Annotated in this window: 11 protein-coding genes; 3 read left to right on the plus strand and 8 right to left on the minus strand. The window is 61.6% G+C overall.

Annotation, left to right across the window (positions count from 1 at the left end):
• Positions 1 to 19: 19 nt before the first annotated feature.
• The 3 genes from ASC78_RS16495 to ASC78_RS16505 all read right to left on the minus strand — a co-directional run bounded on the left by ASC78_RS16495 (position 20) and on the right by ASC78_RS16505 (position 3268).
• On the minus strand, positions 20 to 1513 hold the full coding sequence (locus tag ASC78_RS16495) for an NCS1 family nucleobase:cation symporter-1 (RefSeq protein WP_055803177.1): 1494 nt from the start codon (positions 1511 to 1513) through the stop codon (positions 20 to 22).
• A 189-nt stretch (positions 1514 to 1702) separates the two neighbouring features.
• Positions 1703 to 2182 carry a GNAT family N-acetyltransferase gene (locus ASC78_RS16500; protein WP_055803179.1) on the minus strand — a complete coding sequence of 160 codons (480 nt, stop codon included), beginning with the start codon at positions 2180 to 2182 and terminating at the stop codon, positions 1703 to 1705.
• Between the two features lie 72 nt (positions 2183 to 2254).
• Complete coding sequence (locus ASC78_RS16505) at positions 2255 to 3268, minus strand: LysR family transcriptional regulator (RefSeq protein ID WP_055803183.1); 1014 nt, start codon at positions 3266 to 3268, stop codon at positions 2255 to 2257.
• Between the two features lie 72 nt (positions 3269 to 3340).
• Between ASC78_RS16505 and ASC78_RS16510 the strand changes: the two genes are divergently transcribed.
• Complete coding sequence (locus tag ASC78_RS16510; RefSeq protein ID WP_055803186.1) at positions 3341 to 4552, plus strand: acetate/propionate family kinase; 1212 nt, start codon at positions 3341 to 3343, stop codon at positions 4550 to 4552.
• Here ASC78_RS16510 and ASC78_RS16515 read toward each other — a convergent pair.
• The 4 genes from ASC78_RS16515 to ASC78_RS16530 form a co-directional block, all read right to left on the minus strand.
• A complete protein-coding gene (locus ASC78_RS16515) occupies positions 4543 to 5472 on the minus strand; it encodes an SMP-30/gluconolactonase/LRE family protein (RefSeq protein ID WP_055803190.1) in 930 nt (309 codons plus the stop codon). The two genes, ASC78_RS16510 and ASC78_RS16515, sit on opposite strands and share 10 nt — an antisense overlap.
• A 19-nt stretch (positions 5473 to 5491) precedes the next feature.
• Complete coding sequence (locus ASC78_RS16520; protein WP_055803192.1) at positions 5492 to 8482, minus strand: transglycosylase domain-containing protein; 2991 nt, start codon at positions 8480 to 8482, stop codon at positions 5492 to 5494.
• 138 nt (positions 8483 to 8620) lie between these two features.
• On the minus strand, positions 8621 to 9616 hold the full coding sequence (locus tag ASC78_RS16525; RefSeq protein ID WP_055803195.1) for a bifunctional enoyl-CoA hydratase/phosphate acetyltransferase: 996 nt from the start codon (positions 9614 to 9616) through the stop codon (positions 8621 to 8623).
• Between the two features lie 583 nt (positions 9617 to 10199).
• Complete coding sequence (locus ASC78_RS16530) at positions 10200 to 11642, minus strand: P-loop ATPase, Sll1717 family (RefSeq protein ID WP_055803197.1); 1443 nt, start codon at positions 11640 to 11642, stop codon at positions 10200 to 10202.
• A 357-nt stretch (positions 11643 to 11999) separates the two neighbouring features.
• On the opposite strand from ASC78_RS16530, the gene ASC78_RS27105 reads away from it, so the two are divergent.
• Positions 12000 to 12230, plus strand: a complete 231-nt coding sequence (locus ASC78_RS27105) for a helix-turn-helix domain-containing protein (protein ID WP_082517559.1) — start codon at positions 12000 to 12002, stop codon at positions 12228 to 12230.
• A 2-nt stretch (positions 12231 to 12232) separates the two neighbouring features.
• Positions 12233 to 13408 carry an HNH endonuclease gene (locus tag ASC78_RS27110; protein ID WP_082517560.1) on the plus strand — a complete coding sequence of 392 codons (1176 nt, stop codon included), beginning with the start codon at positions 12233 to 12235 and terminating at the stop codon, positions 13406 to 13408.
• On the opposite strand, the gene ASC78_RS27115 is transcribed toward ASC78_RS27110, so the two are convergent.
• A complete protein-coding gene (locus tag ASC78_RS27115; protein ID WP_082517561.1) occupies positions 13370 to 14419 on the minus strand; it encodes a DNA cytosine methyltransferase in 1050 nt (349 codons plus the stop codon). The two genes, ASC78_RS27110 and ASC78_RS27115, sit on opposite strands and share 39 nt — an antisense overlap.
• Positions 14420 to 14553 lie beyond the last annotated feature (134 nt).

The raw sequence follows: 14553 nt of genomic DNA on the forward strand, positions 1-14553 counted from the left end.
GTCCTTCTCTTTCAGTAGTTCAAGTCTTGTTGTTGCGGTTCAGCAGCACGTAGAGCACGAAGCCAAGACCCATGCCGATGAACCATGCATAGTTCGCGCCACCACGCAAAGCCGGCACCATCACGCAAAGAATCGGCACCAGCGCGGAAGGGATCAGCGCCTGGATCGCCTTCGGGTTGTAGCCGCCGCTGTACCAGTATTCGCCCTTTGGGCTCATGGAGTAGAGCGCATCCACATCGATGCGCTGCTTGCGCACGAAGTAGTAGTCGGCAATCAAGATGCCGAACAGAGGGCCGATGAACGAACCCAGCACGTCCAGCGTGTAGTGGATGACCTCGGGGCTGTTGTAGAGGTTCCACGGGGTGAGAAACACCGAGCCCACCGCGGCGATCATGCCGCCCGTGCGCCAGCTGATGTGCTGCGGCGCCACGTTCGAGAAGTCGAAGGCCGGCGAGACGAAGTTGGCGACGATGTTGATGCCGATGGTCGCGATCATGAAGGTCAGCGCGCCCAGCACCACGGCGGTGGTGCTGTCGATCTTGCCCACGGTGTGCACCGGATCGGTGATGAGTTCGCCAAACACCGGCAGCGTGGCGGCCGTGGTGATCACGGTCAAGAGCGAGAAGAAGACGAAGTTGATCGGCAGGCCCCAGAAGTTGCCCTTCTTCACCGCATCGAAGCTCTTGCCGTAGCGCGAGAAGTCCCCAAAGTTGAGCATCGGGCCGCTGAAGTAGCTCACCACCAGCGCAATGGCCGAGAGCATCACGGGCAGCGCGTCCCAACCCTGGAACTTGATGCCGCCCAGGTTCAGGTCGATGTTGCTCCAGCCCGCCTTCCACACCAGCCAGCCGCAAAGAATGGCCATCACCACGTACACGGCCGGGCCCGCCCAGTCGATGAACTTGCGAATCGCTTCCATGCCGTGCCAGAACACGAAGGCCTGCAGCACCCACATGATCATGAACGCCACCCAGCCCAGCGTCGACAAGCCCGCGAAGCCGTGCTGCGCCACGTCGGCATAGGGCGCGAGGTTCGGGAACATGTGCAGCGCCAGCACCATGAAGGCGGCCGATGCGAGATAGGTTTGCACGCCGTACCAGGCCACCGCGATCAGCCCGCGGATGATGGCCGGAATGTTGGCGCCCAGCACGCCGAACGAGGCGCGGCACACCACCGGGTAGGGCACGCCCGTCACCTGGCTCGGCTTGGCCACCAGGTTGCAGAAGAACTGGACGATGACGATGCCCACGAGCAGCGACACCAGCACCTGCCAGCTCGACAGGCCCAGCGCGAACAGGCTGCCGGCCGTGATGTAGCCGCCCACGCTGTGCACGTCGGACATCCAGAACGCAAAGATGTTGTATTGGCCCCAGGTCTGCTTCTTGAGCGGGGCCAGGTCTTCGTTGGTCAGCCGCGGGTGATAGCCGGGCTTGATCACCGCATTGGATTCGGTATGCGGCGCATGGCCGGCTTCGCTGGTGCCCGCGGGGGTCGGGCTGACGACTGTGCTCATGGTCTTTCCTCGTGCGAATGGTGTGAATTGAGGGACCGTTTTCCAACGCAAACGCCGCGCCGGTTATCGGGTGCGTTATTTGTATACAAAAACGGTGTGCAATCAACCCCATCCAGGGATTCATATATCCGTAGATTCCCTGAGGCCCCGTGCGGCAACTTCGTTTATTGCCGCCAGCCGTGCGAGCGGTCAGGCGAAGGTGCCGTACACGATGAAGCCCTCATGCGCGGCGACCTTGTCGTAGAGCCTGCGCCCGGCGGCGTTGGTAACGTGCGTCTGCCAGTACACCCGCTGCCCGCCCACGCCCTTGACGTGCGCGCACACACCTTCGATCAACTGGCGTCCCACGCCTCGGCCGCGTTCCGAAGGCAGCGTGAACAGATCCTGCAGGTAGCAGGTCGGCTCGATGCGCGTGGTGCTGCGATGAAAGAGGTAGTGCGTCAGCCCCACCAGCTGGCCGTCGCGCTCGGCCACCAGCGCATGAACCGGCTCATAGGCATCGAAGAAGCGCTGCCAGGTGACCTGCGTGATCTCGTCGGGGAGTGCGGTGGGACCCTCGCGCTTGTAGAAGGCGTTGTAGCCGTCCCAGAGCGGCTTCCATGCTGCGAAGTCGTCACGCGTCGGCGGGCGAATCAGGAGAGAGGGAGGAGAAGAAGAAGTGTTCGTCATGCGTCGGTTGCCTGCACGTTTGAAAACTTGCGATTGCAACACGACCCGGCCGCCCGCATCGGGCGGCAATCCTCAGGACTGGGGCAGCAGCCTGTCCGTCCGATCCGCCTTTGCGGTGGCGACCCGCACAACCTCGGGTGCCCTCGAAAGAGTACACACGGCCGCTTCCACGGGCGTCATTGGCGGAAACACCGGCGGCTCGCCGGCCGGCCCCATCGACTGCTCGAGAAAATCCAGCATCGTGCGCATGGCCGCGCTGTTGTGGCGGCGCTGCGAGTAGGCGGCATAAAGCCAGTGGTCGTGCGGCATGTGCTCGCGCAGCACCGGCACCAGCGCGCCGCGCTCCAGGTGCGATTGTGCGAGCGGCTCCGGCACGTAGGCCACGCCCGCTCCGCGCAGCGCCAGCTCGATGAGCGCGACTGCGTCGTTGGCCTCCAGGCGGCTGTGCACGGGCACGTCGATCGCCTTGCCGTCGGTCTCGAAGGGCAGGTGCGTGGTGGGCTTGGCCGAATAGCTCAGCACGTCGTGGCGAGCCAGGTCTTCCGGCACCCTGGGAATGCCGCGCCGGGCCCAGTAGGCCGGGCTCGCGCAGACCACCATGTCGAATGGCACCAGCCGCCGCACGATCAGGTTCATGTCGTCAATGCGCCCGCCCGTCAGGTGGATGTCGATGCCTTCCTCGATCAGGTCGATCTCGCTGTTCGTGAACACCAGGCTCACGTACACGTCGGGATAGAGCTTGATGAACTCTGCGATCACATCGGAGAGCCAGCCCGCAATCAGGCCGTGCGGCGCGCTCATGCGCAGCCGTCCGCGCGGATGCGAGGCATGGGCCTGCAGGTCGTTCAGCGTGGCCTCCGCCATGTTCACCAGCTCGGCGCTGCGGTCGAGCAGCACCTGCCCGGCGTCCGTGAGGCTCAGCGAGCGTGTGGAGCGGTTGAGCAGGCGCACGCCGCTGCGCTCCTCCAGCTCGGCCACGTAGCGGCTGACGGTGGCTTTGGACATGCCGAGCGAGATGGCTGCGCGGGAGAAGCTGCGCCGGAACGCCACTTCGCGGAATGTTTTGATGAGATCGAGGCCGTCCATGGTGGCTGCATTGTTCCAGTTTCCCGGGGCGTGCGTGGCGCGGGGTCTCTGCGGGGCGGTTTAAAGTAGGCCATGGCCGATTCGCTGCTGCCGCTGCTCACGCTCAACGCCGGATCGTCGTCGATCAAGGTTGCGCTGTTCGATGTGGCCAGCGGCGACAACAACGGCGGCGCGCTGCCCACCGCGCGATGGTCGGGCCAGGCCGATGGTCTTGGCGCGGGGCTCGAGGCGCGGCTTCGTGTGCACGACGCGAAGGGCAACAGGCTGCACGATGCCGTACTGCAAGGCGAACAGCGCTCGCATCAGGGCGCGCTGGCCGCGCTGCTCGACTGGCATGCGCGGCAGGGCGGCGGCGGCCGCATTGCCGCGGTCGGACACCGCATCGTGCATGGCGGCGTGAACTTCATCGAGCCGGTGCGCGCCGACGATGCAGTGCTGGATGCGCTGAAGGCGCTCGAGCCACTCGCGCCCCTGCACCAGCCGCACAACATTGCCGGCGTGCGCGCCGCCATGCAGGCCTTTGGCTGCGTGCCGCAGGTGCTGTGCTTCGACACTGCCTTTCATGCGGTGCAGCCCGAGGTGAACCGCCGCTTCGCGTTGCCTCGCGCATTGCACGACGCGGGCGTGCGGCGCTACGGCTTTCATGGCTTGTCCTACGAATCGATCGTGGCGCAGTTCGCGCAGCTTGCGCCGCAGCTCGCGCGGCAACGCGTGATCGTCGCGCACCTTGGCAACGGCGCTTCCATGTGCGCCATGGCAGAGGGCCGATCGGTGGCGACGACCATGAGCTTCTCACCGCTCGACGGCCTCACCATGGGCACACGCTGCGGCCGGCTCGACGCAGCCGTGGTGCTGTACCTCATGCGCTCGCGCGGCATGTCGACGGACGAAGTCGAGAAGCTGTTGTTCCGCGAGTCGGGCCTGCTGGGACTTTCAGGCGTATCGAGCGACATGCGCGAGCTCGAAGCCTCGAAGCAGCCCGCCGCAGCGGAAGCCGTCACGCATTTTGTCGAGCAGGTGGTGCAGCACGTCGGCAGCTTGGCTGCCGCGCTGCGCGGCGTCGATGCCATCGTGTTCACGGGTGGTATCGGCGAGAACGCCACGTCGCTTCGTGAGCGCATCCTTGCAGCGTGCGGTTGGCTCGGGCTGGACGTCGATGCGGCCGCCAATGCAGCCGGCGCGACGCGGCTGACCACGCCGCAGAGTCCTGTCAGCGCCTGGGTTTTCAAGACCGACGAAGAGGCGGTGATTGCGCGGCACACCGCACGCGTTCTTCAAGCCTGAAAATTCAACCGAAGCCCGGGCGTAGGCCAGTCATCGATGGCAATCAGCCGCCCACTGCCCGACAGCGTGATGTAGGCCGTTCGCATGTCGCGCCCGCCAAAGCAGATGTTGGTGGTGTAGCGGTCAGGCAGCGGAACGTGTTCGAACGTGCTGCCGTCAGGCGCGACGATGGTGATGCCGCCGTGCAGCAGCGTAGCCACGCACAGGTTGCCCAGCGCGTCCGCCGCCATCGAGTCGAAGCGCTGGTAGTGCCCGCCCGGCGACGCGCAAAGCATGCGCCCGCCGTGCGGCGAAGGCCAGCCTTCCTTGCGCACGCGCCCCGGCGCGGTGATGTCGAAAGCCCAGAGCCGCGCGCCTTCGGTTTCGGCGTAATAGAGCGTTCGGCCGTCGGGCGACAGCGCGATGCCGTTGGGCGTCATCACCGGCCGTGCAATCGCATGCGCACCGCTGCCGTCGCTATGGCCGTAGAACACGCCGCCGCGGTCCATGTCGCGCTCGCGCGTCTTACCCAGGTCGGTGAAATAGAAGCCGCCTTGCGCGTCGAACACAATGTCGTTCGGCCCGCGCAGCGCGCCGCCGTCGGCGGTGTCGCAGAGCCGCTCGGCGCGGCCTGTGGCCAGGTTCACACGCTCGATGCGCCCGCCCGAATAGTCATCCGCCTGGCCCACCGGCCGGTGGCAGCCGTCGGCTTCGGTGTGCCAGCGAAAGCCGCCGTTGTTGCACACATACACCGCGCCGTCAGGTCCCATGGCCGCTCCGTTCGGCCCGCCGCCCAGGTCGGCCACCACCTGCACCAGGCCGTCGTGCCGTACGCGCGTGAGCGTGCCGCGGGCAATCTCGACCAGGAGCACGGAGCCGTCGTCCATGGCGACCGGCCCTTCGGGAAACTGCAGGCCGGTGGCGAGTTCGCGGATTTGCATCAATCAGTCGATCAATCAATCAATCGCCACCGCACCCGCTGCGCTCCAGCACCGGCAGCACCTGCGGCCCCAGCGACTTCAACAACTGGGTCGGCAGCGCGCTCGTGAAGCGGTAGCGGGCGGCATAGGGCTCCTTCACGTAGGCCATGATGGTGCCGAAGTAGCGGTCGCCGATCATGAAGACGAAAGTGGCCGAGCGGCTGATCTTGCGTTCCGCCTTTCCGCTGCCGTGGCCGTAGCGGTGGTCGCCCGTGCCGGTTTTGCCGCCAATTTCGATCGCGTGGCCGTTTGTGTCCACCAGCGAGCCCTTCAGGCGCCGTGCGGTGCCGTGTTGCACCACGTCGACAAGCGCGCGGCGCACCGATGCGGCCACCTCGCTCGGCAGCACCCGTTCGTCCCGCATGCTGCGTTGCTCCAGGCGCGTTTCGTAGGGCGTTTCGCGCGCAAAGTGCAGGGCACCGACACGCTGCGTCGGCCGCCGCACGCCGTCGTTGGCGATGATGCCCATCAACTCGGCCAAGGCACGCGGCCGGTCGCCCGAGGCACCGATGGCGCTTGCGTACGAAGGCGTCAGCGATTCGAACGGATAGCCCAGCCGTTGCCACGAGCGATGGATTTCCGCGAAGGCATCGATCTCGACCAGCTCGCGCAGACGCTTGTCCTGCGCGCTCTTGTGGCGCGTCTTGAAGAGCCAGGCGTAGACCTCCTGGCGTTCGCTCGCACTCGCGTTCACCACCTCGGTCAACGTGGCGCCCGGGTGGCGCCGCAAATAGCCGACCAGCCACAGCTCGAGCGGATGCACGCGCGCCACGTAACCGCGATCGGCAAGCGACAAGCCGGAATAGGTGGTGCGCAGCGCCCGCAATGCACGCGGCGATCCGGCGGCGCGGCCCGTGCGCTGGATGAGCAGCTCGTCGAGCCGGGCATCGCTGGCCTCGGGGTCGATGGTGAACAGCACGCTTGCCAGGCGCGGTGCCGAGGGCCGGAGGCCGCGCATCAGCAGCGCCTCGGCCTCCGCCGGCTGCAGGCGCTTGTATTTTCGATAGAAGCGGATCAGGAAGGCCGAGCCTTCGCGGTCGGCAAAGCGCGCGAGCAGTTCGCGCCGGCGCGGGTCCAAAGGATCTTGCAGCATGCTCTCGGCGTCCGAAGCGCCGCCGAACATGCGATGCCGCACCAGGTCGCGCATCAGGCGAATGAACACCAGGTTGACAGAGTGCCTGAAGCCCTCGCGCACCGTGATGAATTCGTCGTTGCGCGAGCGCTCGAAATTCTCGAACTGGTGCAGCCCGCCGCCGGTGAAGAAAGCCTCTCCCGGGTTGGCCGAATATTTGCGCTCCATGGCTGCCTCAAGCATGGGCGTGAGGCGGCGATCCTTGGTGCGCTGCAGGTATTGCCGCGCCCACGCGCCCAGCGGATCCCGCGGGCTGGTCTTCAGCGCCGACAGCTGGGCGGGGCTCAGCTCGCCCCAGTGGCCGTGCAGTTCGGCCACCAGCTCCAGGTAGCTCACCAGCGTGCGCAGCTTGGCGGTGGAGCCAAGGTCCAGCCGCGCGCCCTGGTTCACGTCGAAGGGCTGGTCGATGTTGTCGGCCTGCACGCGCAGCAGGTTGGCGTGGGCGCCGCGCTCGAACAGCGTAAAGCTGTAGATCAGCGGTGCCGGGTCGGCGCCCGTGTCGAGCAGGTGGTGGCCGAACAATCCCGCCGTCTTGGCCGCGGCGGGCGCCTGCAGACTGGTGAGCACCCGCGCCGCGACCGCCTGTGCTTGGCTGTCCAGGCTGGTTTCGGCCTCCATGTCGAGGCGCTCCAGATCGTAGGCACGTGGCACGTTGAGCAGCGTGGAAATGTGGGTGCGCAGCGCGGTCGCGGCCTTGCGCTGTACAAAGTCGGGCCGGGGCACCGCAGGCAGTTCGGGCCGCAGGTGCAAGGGCACGGCCAGCGCCGCATCGCGCAGCACGGTGGAAATCAAACCCGCCTCCGCCATCAGCCGAAGATAGCTGTCGGTCAGCCGCGCCAGCGCCGTGCCGTCGCCCAGCAGGTGCTGCGACGGACGGCGCTGCGCAATCATCAGCGACAGGGCCTGCTTGAAGGCCTGAGCCTGGCGCTGCAGCGCCTCGGGTGTGGGCGCCGCTCCCTCTGCGTTGTCGACCAGCAGGCGGTTCACTTCGCCGAAATCGCGTCCGTACCACGTCCACAGGCCGTCACCCAGGCCGTGCACCTCGCCCATCCCCGGCCGCGCCGCCAGCGGAACGGTGTCCAGGTAGTCGACCACGATCTGGCGGCGCCGCGCCAGGGTGTCCTCGCCATCCTGGTAGGCGCGCACCGAGGCCGACATCATCTGGCGCAGCTTTTCGCGAACCGAGACGGTGCGGCCGTTCGGCGAATGGCGGTATTTTTCGATCTGGGTGGCCAGCGTGCTGCCGCCCGTCGCGCTCTGGCTGGGGTTGATCACCCGAAGCGCCTGCTCCATGGCCGCCTTGGCAAAGCGCTCCGGGTCCAGCGCGGGGTTGCGCTGCGCCGGCTGCGCATCGAGCAGGTGGCGGTCTTCCACGAACAGGAGGGCGCTGACCAGAAGCGGCGGCACCTCTTCGAAACGCTCGTAGGCGCGCTGGGGCACTCGTGTGTGCAGCATCGCCGTATTGCGGCAATCGCGCACCGTCAGGCCGGCCTGGTTTTTCTCGCGATACGGGATAAAAAGCCCGCTCTCCTGCAACTCGATCAGCCGCGGCGACATGCGCGCCTGGCGGGTGATGACGTAGCCCTCGGGCTGGAGGCGCTCGATGAAGTGGGGAAGATCGTGATAACCCATCCGCTCGTCGTACGGCCCGGTTTGGGGAAAACGGATCGCGTCGCTGGCGCCCGCTTCGACGGTGTAGCCCGCACCCTTGGAAAAGTCGCGCCACAGGGCCGATTGCCATCGGGAAGTCTTCAGCTCGTTGATCACCGCGTACGCGGCAAGCGCACCCAGCGCGGCGAGCCCGCCGCCAATCCAGAAGACCTTTTTGAACCTTGTCATGCTGCCTCGCACAGTCTGAACCGAGGGTCCGTCCATGGCGATGATGCGCTTTCCGCGGCCACTTGGCGCGTGCGCTTTGTGGTCTTCTGTTTCGGAGAACTACCTATGGTGGATTACCGCCACATTGGCATACAAGGTTTAGTTCTTTTGTTTCAGATTTGCAACGTGCGGGATTTCTCGGTCCGACGTCTTGATGAGGCGTTTGCGAGCGGCCTTGGCCAGCATCGAAGGCGCCGCGCACGAGGCCAGCCGCGCCGGCTCCGAGTCGGCCCGGCTCGTCAGGATCACCGGCACCCGGGTGCCCAGCACAATGCCCGCCGCATAGGCCCCGCCCAGGAAGGTGAGGCTCTTCGCCAGCATGTTGCCCGCGTCCATGCTGGGCACGATCAGCACATTGGCGCGGCCCGCCACCGATGAGATGCCCTTGATGCGCGCCGCCTCGGCGTCGATGGCGTTGTCCATGGCCAGCGGCCCGTCGAGCTGCGCGCCGGTGATCTGCCCGCGGTCAGCCATCTTGCACAGCACGGCCGCGTCGAGCGTGGAGGGCACCTTGGTGTTGACCGTTTCCGTGGCCGAGAGAATTGCCACCCGCACGGCAGGCATCTGCAGCGCATGCGCAAGGTCGATCGCGTTCTGCACGATGTCGACTTTTTCTTCGAGCGTGGGCGCGATGTTGATCGCCGCGTCTGAAATGATCAGCGGCTGCGAGTGGCCCGGAATGTCCATCACGAAGCAGTGACTGATGCGCCGCGACGTGCGCAGCCCGCCCTCGCGCCGCACCACCGCGCCCATCAGCTCGTCGGTGTGCAGGCTGCCCTTCATCAACGCATCGACCTCGCCGCGCAAGGCCATGGCTACGGCGGCATCGGCTGCGGCGTGGCTGTGGGGGGCGTCGACGATGGGGATGTTGGAGAGGTCTGCACCGGCCTCGCGTGCTGCGGCTTCGATCTTTGCGCGCGGGCCGATGAGCGTGGGGGCGATGAGGCCCAGTGCGGCTGAAGCTAGGGCCGCTTCGAGGGAGACGGCGTTGGCTGGGTGGACGACTGCGACGCGCAGGGGAGGGAGGGCGCGGGCTGCGGCGATGAGGCGGTCGTAGTGGGGGTGCGGGGCAGCAAGAGGAGATGAAGGCGCCATGCGGGCTCCAGAGGATGAGGTGGTTCGAGCAGTTTGCAGCAAGCAACTCTCATTGGAGGTTGTCCGCACGCCTCAAGTCAGCAACGCGTTTCGACCAGCTGCGCTGACGTGCCGTCGGAGAACTTGAACCACCGCGGGCTTTTCATAGATGCTTGCGCTGAGGCCTCCCAGTCCGAGTCCGCAGCCAGTTCACGAGTCGCGGCGCTTGATGGTTCCCTGATCTCTGCTCCTAAGAGGATCACTGGCGCCAGAAGTCACATCGGCCAGAGGCAGCGATATGGTTTCAGCGGCGGAATTCACTAACTCGCACACGCCCGCGATCCACGCCCCGACCGGACTCCTGTGTGCACCATCGCTCAAGATGGTCGGCCAAAAAACGAAGAGACGGCGACATCGCTCGGGCCGGTGCCTTCTGGCTGGGTCGTGGTCTCTGCGCATGGCGTGGGCGAACATGCTATCGACGCCGAAGTTGTTTGTCTGGGATGGCGGGTTGCCGAAAGCTGCGCAGCAGGCGCGCCCCACTCCTTACATCGACGCATCGTCGCGGCGCAGTTGCGAGACTAGAAAAAGGGGTGGCTGCTACTTACTCGATGCTGGGGTTCATCTGAGCGAACACGTCACTCAGATTCTCTGGCTGAAGTGCCCATCGATAGGCTGGATGCATTTCCCAGTCAAAACCAAAATCCGCAAACTGATGGGATAGGTAGCGGCTTTCTTCGAAGTAGCGGCGGTCAATGAATTTTCCAATTTCTTTCCTCGCAGTTAAAAAATTGATTTTGTACATGAACGCTGCGAGTGCTTTGCGCTCAGCTATTTTGCCTCCTGCAAAACGAAATGTGCCTGACTGCATTACGTTTTCTATTTTCTTTAGCAATGCTTCAGTGGTATAGGAATAGCTCGTGATTGCTTTTTTATCTTTTCTTGAGGGCTTCATTCCGAACAGAAGGCGCTCCACCTCTGGAAGCTCGGATCGATATTCATTGATCGTATCTTGAAGGCGACCTTGCGAGTATTCTTCGAAGATTGCATTGAAGTGCTCTGTTGAAATTCTCTCATCTTTCTTCTCAGCTGCCTTTCTGGCAGCTAGCGTGCAGAGCTTCACTAGATCACGAGGCCTTTTCCGGATGAGAGACATTAGCATTCTATGGGTCGGAATTCCTGCCCAATTTCCTTTGCCTTCGAATATTGGCATCATCACCGGATCCAACATTTTTGCGAGATCTTTTTGATTCGAGCGAATTAGCGTTTCAGCGTCATGCGTTCGGCCGAAGTATTGCTCTACCCGTTTCGCGAGCATCGCAAGAATTTCGTGATTGGTCCAAGAGTGCCAAACAACGGAGCCCTCTATTTTGTCTGTAGACTCATCCGAAGTGCGGACAAGATAGTACACATCTGACCGCAAGCTAACGCGAAAAGACACCCCTTTGCTGTCAGAGGAAATATCTCTGATAGCGTTTATCAGTGCAGAGATTTTTCGAATGTCTTTCTTCTGACCTTCCCATCCGCGATCAAGGTCATCGAGGTAAACGTAAATTCTCCCGTTCTTTAGAAATTGCTCAACTATTCCTTTTTTTGCCGCAGATAAATTTAGATATTTTTCTGTTTTGAACGTGCTTTGAAGGAATTCAATAAATTTTCCACCGTAAGAATTTAAATTCTCTCGCCATCCGTCATATGGTAGGCCGAACGATGAAATTGCCTTCTTTGCAATTATTTCGATTATTCCGACCTTCCATTCCCTGATAAGTTTTAGAAAATCTTCTTCTTTGTCGCCGATGCCTGCAATGTCGTCTGGTTTTACTAGAATAGACAGTTTCCCGGCGTTTTGCTCTTCTGCGATCGCCACGTGGAATAACGCGGATTTCCCGATTCCTTTGTGTCCAACTAGTACGCGAAGTGGCAGATCATTGGCAACTTGATCAAAGACGTTGCTTTTAAAATAGTATGCACGCAATCGATCAAGATCTTCATCCTCTGCTGCTTCATGACCGAAAATTTGCGCGATTTCAGTCTCGTTGAATTTCAACGTCTTTCCTATCTAAGAAATTTCTGCAGCATTTGTATAAATTTTTGCGGTGCTTGAAATCTCAGAGAATTCCTCTGCCTTTTCTTCGCGCTAGGATTGTCTTTGAAAAGCATATCGCTGCAGACATGGTACTGGATATGGGCTAGAAGGTATATTGGGTTTGCCCGTGAGCGTGAAGTGCTGCAAGTCGAAGCGGATCTTGGACGATGGCGGGATGGCCCCGTTCGTTGAGTAGGCGCGTGACGAATGTTCGAGACCGACTAGCGGGTACCTACTGCCGACGAGGGCTGTGGTCGAAGCAGAGTGTGACTCATTGTCCGTAGACTGATCGTCAGCATAATTTCACAGTTCAGTCCTGTGAAGAAAAAACTAACCCCAAATCAGCAGTTCGGGCTGCGTGTGCGCGAACTCCGCCTAGCCCGAGGGTGGTCTCAAGAAGAACTCGGCGCGCGATGCGGTATCGATCGCACCTATGTTAGCGGCGTTGAGAGGGGCGTTCGCAATCCCACCCTAACCGTTGTTGCTGCCATCGCGGTCGGCTTAGAGACACCCCTTCGAGAGCTGTTTTCAGCGTCGGAGGGCCATTAAAGATGGAGATTCTCAAGCGGACCAGTTCTGGGCGCGGCGAATATGAGCTCGCAGGTTCTGTCGATAGTGTCGCAACAAGCGCTCTGATCGATAAGCCGCTGCTTATTGACACTCAGTCAAGTCTCGGTCAACTTTCTACCGGCATCTGGCTGCAGTCGCAGGGGGGTAAACCTCGCTTGCGGATGATTGAGAAAGGCAAAGGCATTCACATTCATCGACAGATCGAAGCGCTGCTTCTTATGCCGCAATCGATCCGGGATGAAACTCAACTTCTTGGCGGGCAGCCTGTGGTACTTGCGGGGCGCTATGTCATGAGGCGCGTGGAAGTGTCGTCCGCTAAGTTTGTTGATGCTTCTGCAATCCTGCAACTTCGCGCGATTGATTGCTTGAACGACACACTGACACATCAAATCGATTTTCCGAATCGTATACAGAGCATTCTCCGCCTCTATGCTGGTGCCGAAAAACTGCCGCCGCGCGTAGCAAAAGCCCTCCATGCTCATCAGGCGGACGTTATTTCTACTAGGCGGGTAAGTGCATCCACCGAGAGGATCGTGGCCGAGATAATTTCGGCCACCGAGGCCGCTGCTGAGGAAAGCGATATTGTCTTAATCCGAGGGGAGGATCCGGTCCCTCTTTTGCTAGATCTATTGCGATCGCAGCCAACGGTCGAGATTCCACCTATTTCCGATATCGATCCGGAAGACCTGGTAATGCGGCGCAGAGTCGCAGATAGATGGAGAATGCAAAAGGACCGAGGTCCCGAGTCAACAAAATTCAGATCTGCGGTGCGCAAAGCCTATAAGTCAACGTGCCTGTTTTGCGGGCTTCGACTTGTCTCGCCAGATGTGCGTGTTCCAGGAATCGATGCGGCTCACATTGCCGCATGGGCGCATTACGAGGCAGATGTGGTGGGTAACGGACTATGTCTGTGCAAGTTGCATCACTGGGCTTTCGACCAATATCTGCTTGCCCTCAAATTTGATGAGGGCGTGGGCTACTCTATAGTAGTCACGCAACTCGCACTTGATGCATTCGCTTCAGATCCGGCTGTACTGGAAAGCCTTGCCGCCGTTGCAGGACCAATCAATAAACAGCGCCTTCCTGATGATCCAAATGACTGGCCCCGCCCTCAGTTCTTAAACCTGCTGTACGAGGACATGCGGGTCAATTTCTAGTCGATTCCGGGGCACACCTTCTGGCCGTCTGCGAGGCGGAGTTTCTGAACGTTTCCTCGCTGCGGCACGCTTTGCCGCATTGTATTTCGCGGTGCGTGCAGCGAGCGCTGCGGCCACGCGATGACCAATCCATTCGACAACGTTAACCGTAACGGCGTTGCCCGCCGCATGGTATCGCTTCGATTCAATTCGTTCCGAGTCCTCATCAAAAGTCAAGGGCAGCGTCCAATTATCGGGAAAGCCTTGAATGCGCTCTGATTCGATTGGTGTTAGCCGGCGTACCCGTCCGGACGGGTAGGATACGTATGTGCGGCTCCAATCAGTGCCGGTATGCCGCGCCGAGCAGGCGTACAAGCAGTACGCTAGTCCTTGGACGACGGGGCCTTTGACAGGATCTCCATAGCTTGTCTTAAAGGGGGAAACAGGCTTCTCCCCATTTGATCCGCTCGGCGAATTGCTCCCTTCGCTGCATTCGGACTCAAAAAGTATTTGTCCGGCAAGTTCTGGGTCTCGATGAGTGGCAACAATAAAGACTCTTTGGCGAGATTGGGGGACTCCGAAGTACCGGCTGTTAAGCACTCGCCATGCCACACCATACCCGAGGTTGGCCAGCGTGCGAATAACGATTCCGAAGTCTCGTCCTCCGTGGGAAGAGAGGAGACCTGGTACGTTTTCGATAACGACAACAGGGGGGCGGCGGCTTTCAATAAGCTTTGCGTAGTCGTAGAAGAGCCCCGATTTTTTTCCGCGAAGTCCGTTTCGCGGACCCATGCGGGCGACTGAGACGTCTTGGCAGGGGAATCCTCCGACCCAAACATCGGCATCTGGGATTTCATCAGGTGTCACCTTTGTAATGTCTGTGGCTAGCGGAACGTGCGGCCAATGTTGGCGGAGAATTTTCTGGCAGAAGGGTTCGACCTCGCACTGCCAGACGACTTTCATGCCAGCACGTTCAAAGCCAAGGTCGAAGCCGCCGATTCCGGCGAAAAAAGAAGCAACGCGGAGCGTCATAGCAAGGTTCTCGCAGTCCTTCGCGGCCCGTCGGGCCGATACTGTTGATTCTGCCAGTGTAGACCAAGAGCAGCAAGTGCAGAGCCCGAAAGGGCTTTTTTGGGGGTCCAAGTTGGCTTTTCTGGGCAAGTGAA

It is taken from the genome of Variovorax sp. Root318D1 (genome assembly GCF_001424835.1).
In the GTDB taxonomy this organism is placed as follows: Bacteria; Pseudomonadota; Gammaproteobacteria; order Burkholderiales; family Burkholderiaceae_C; genus Variovorax.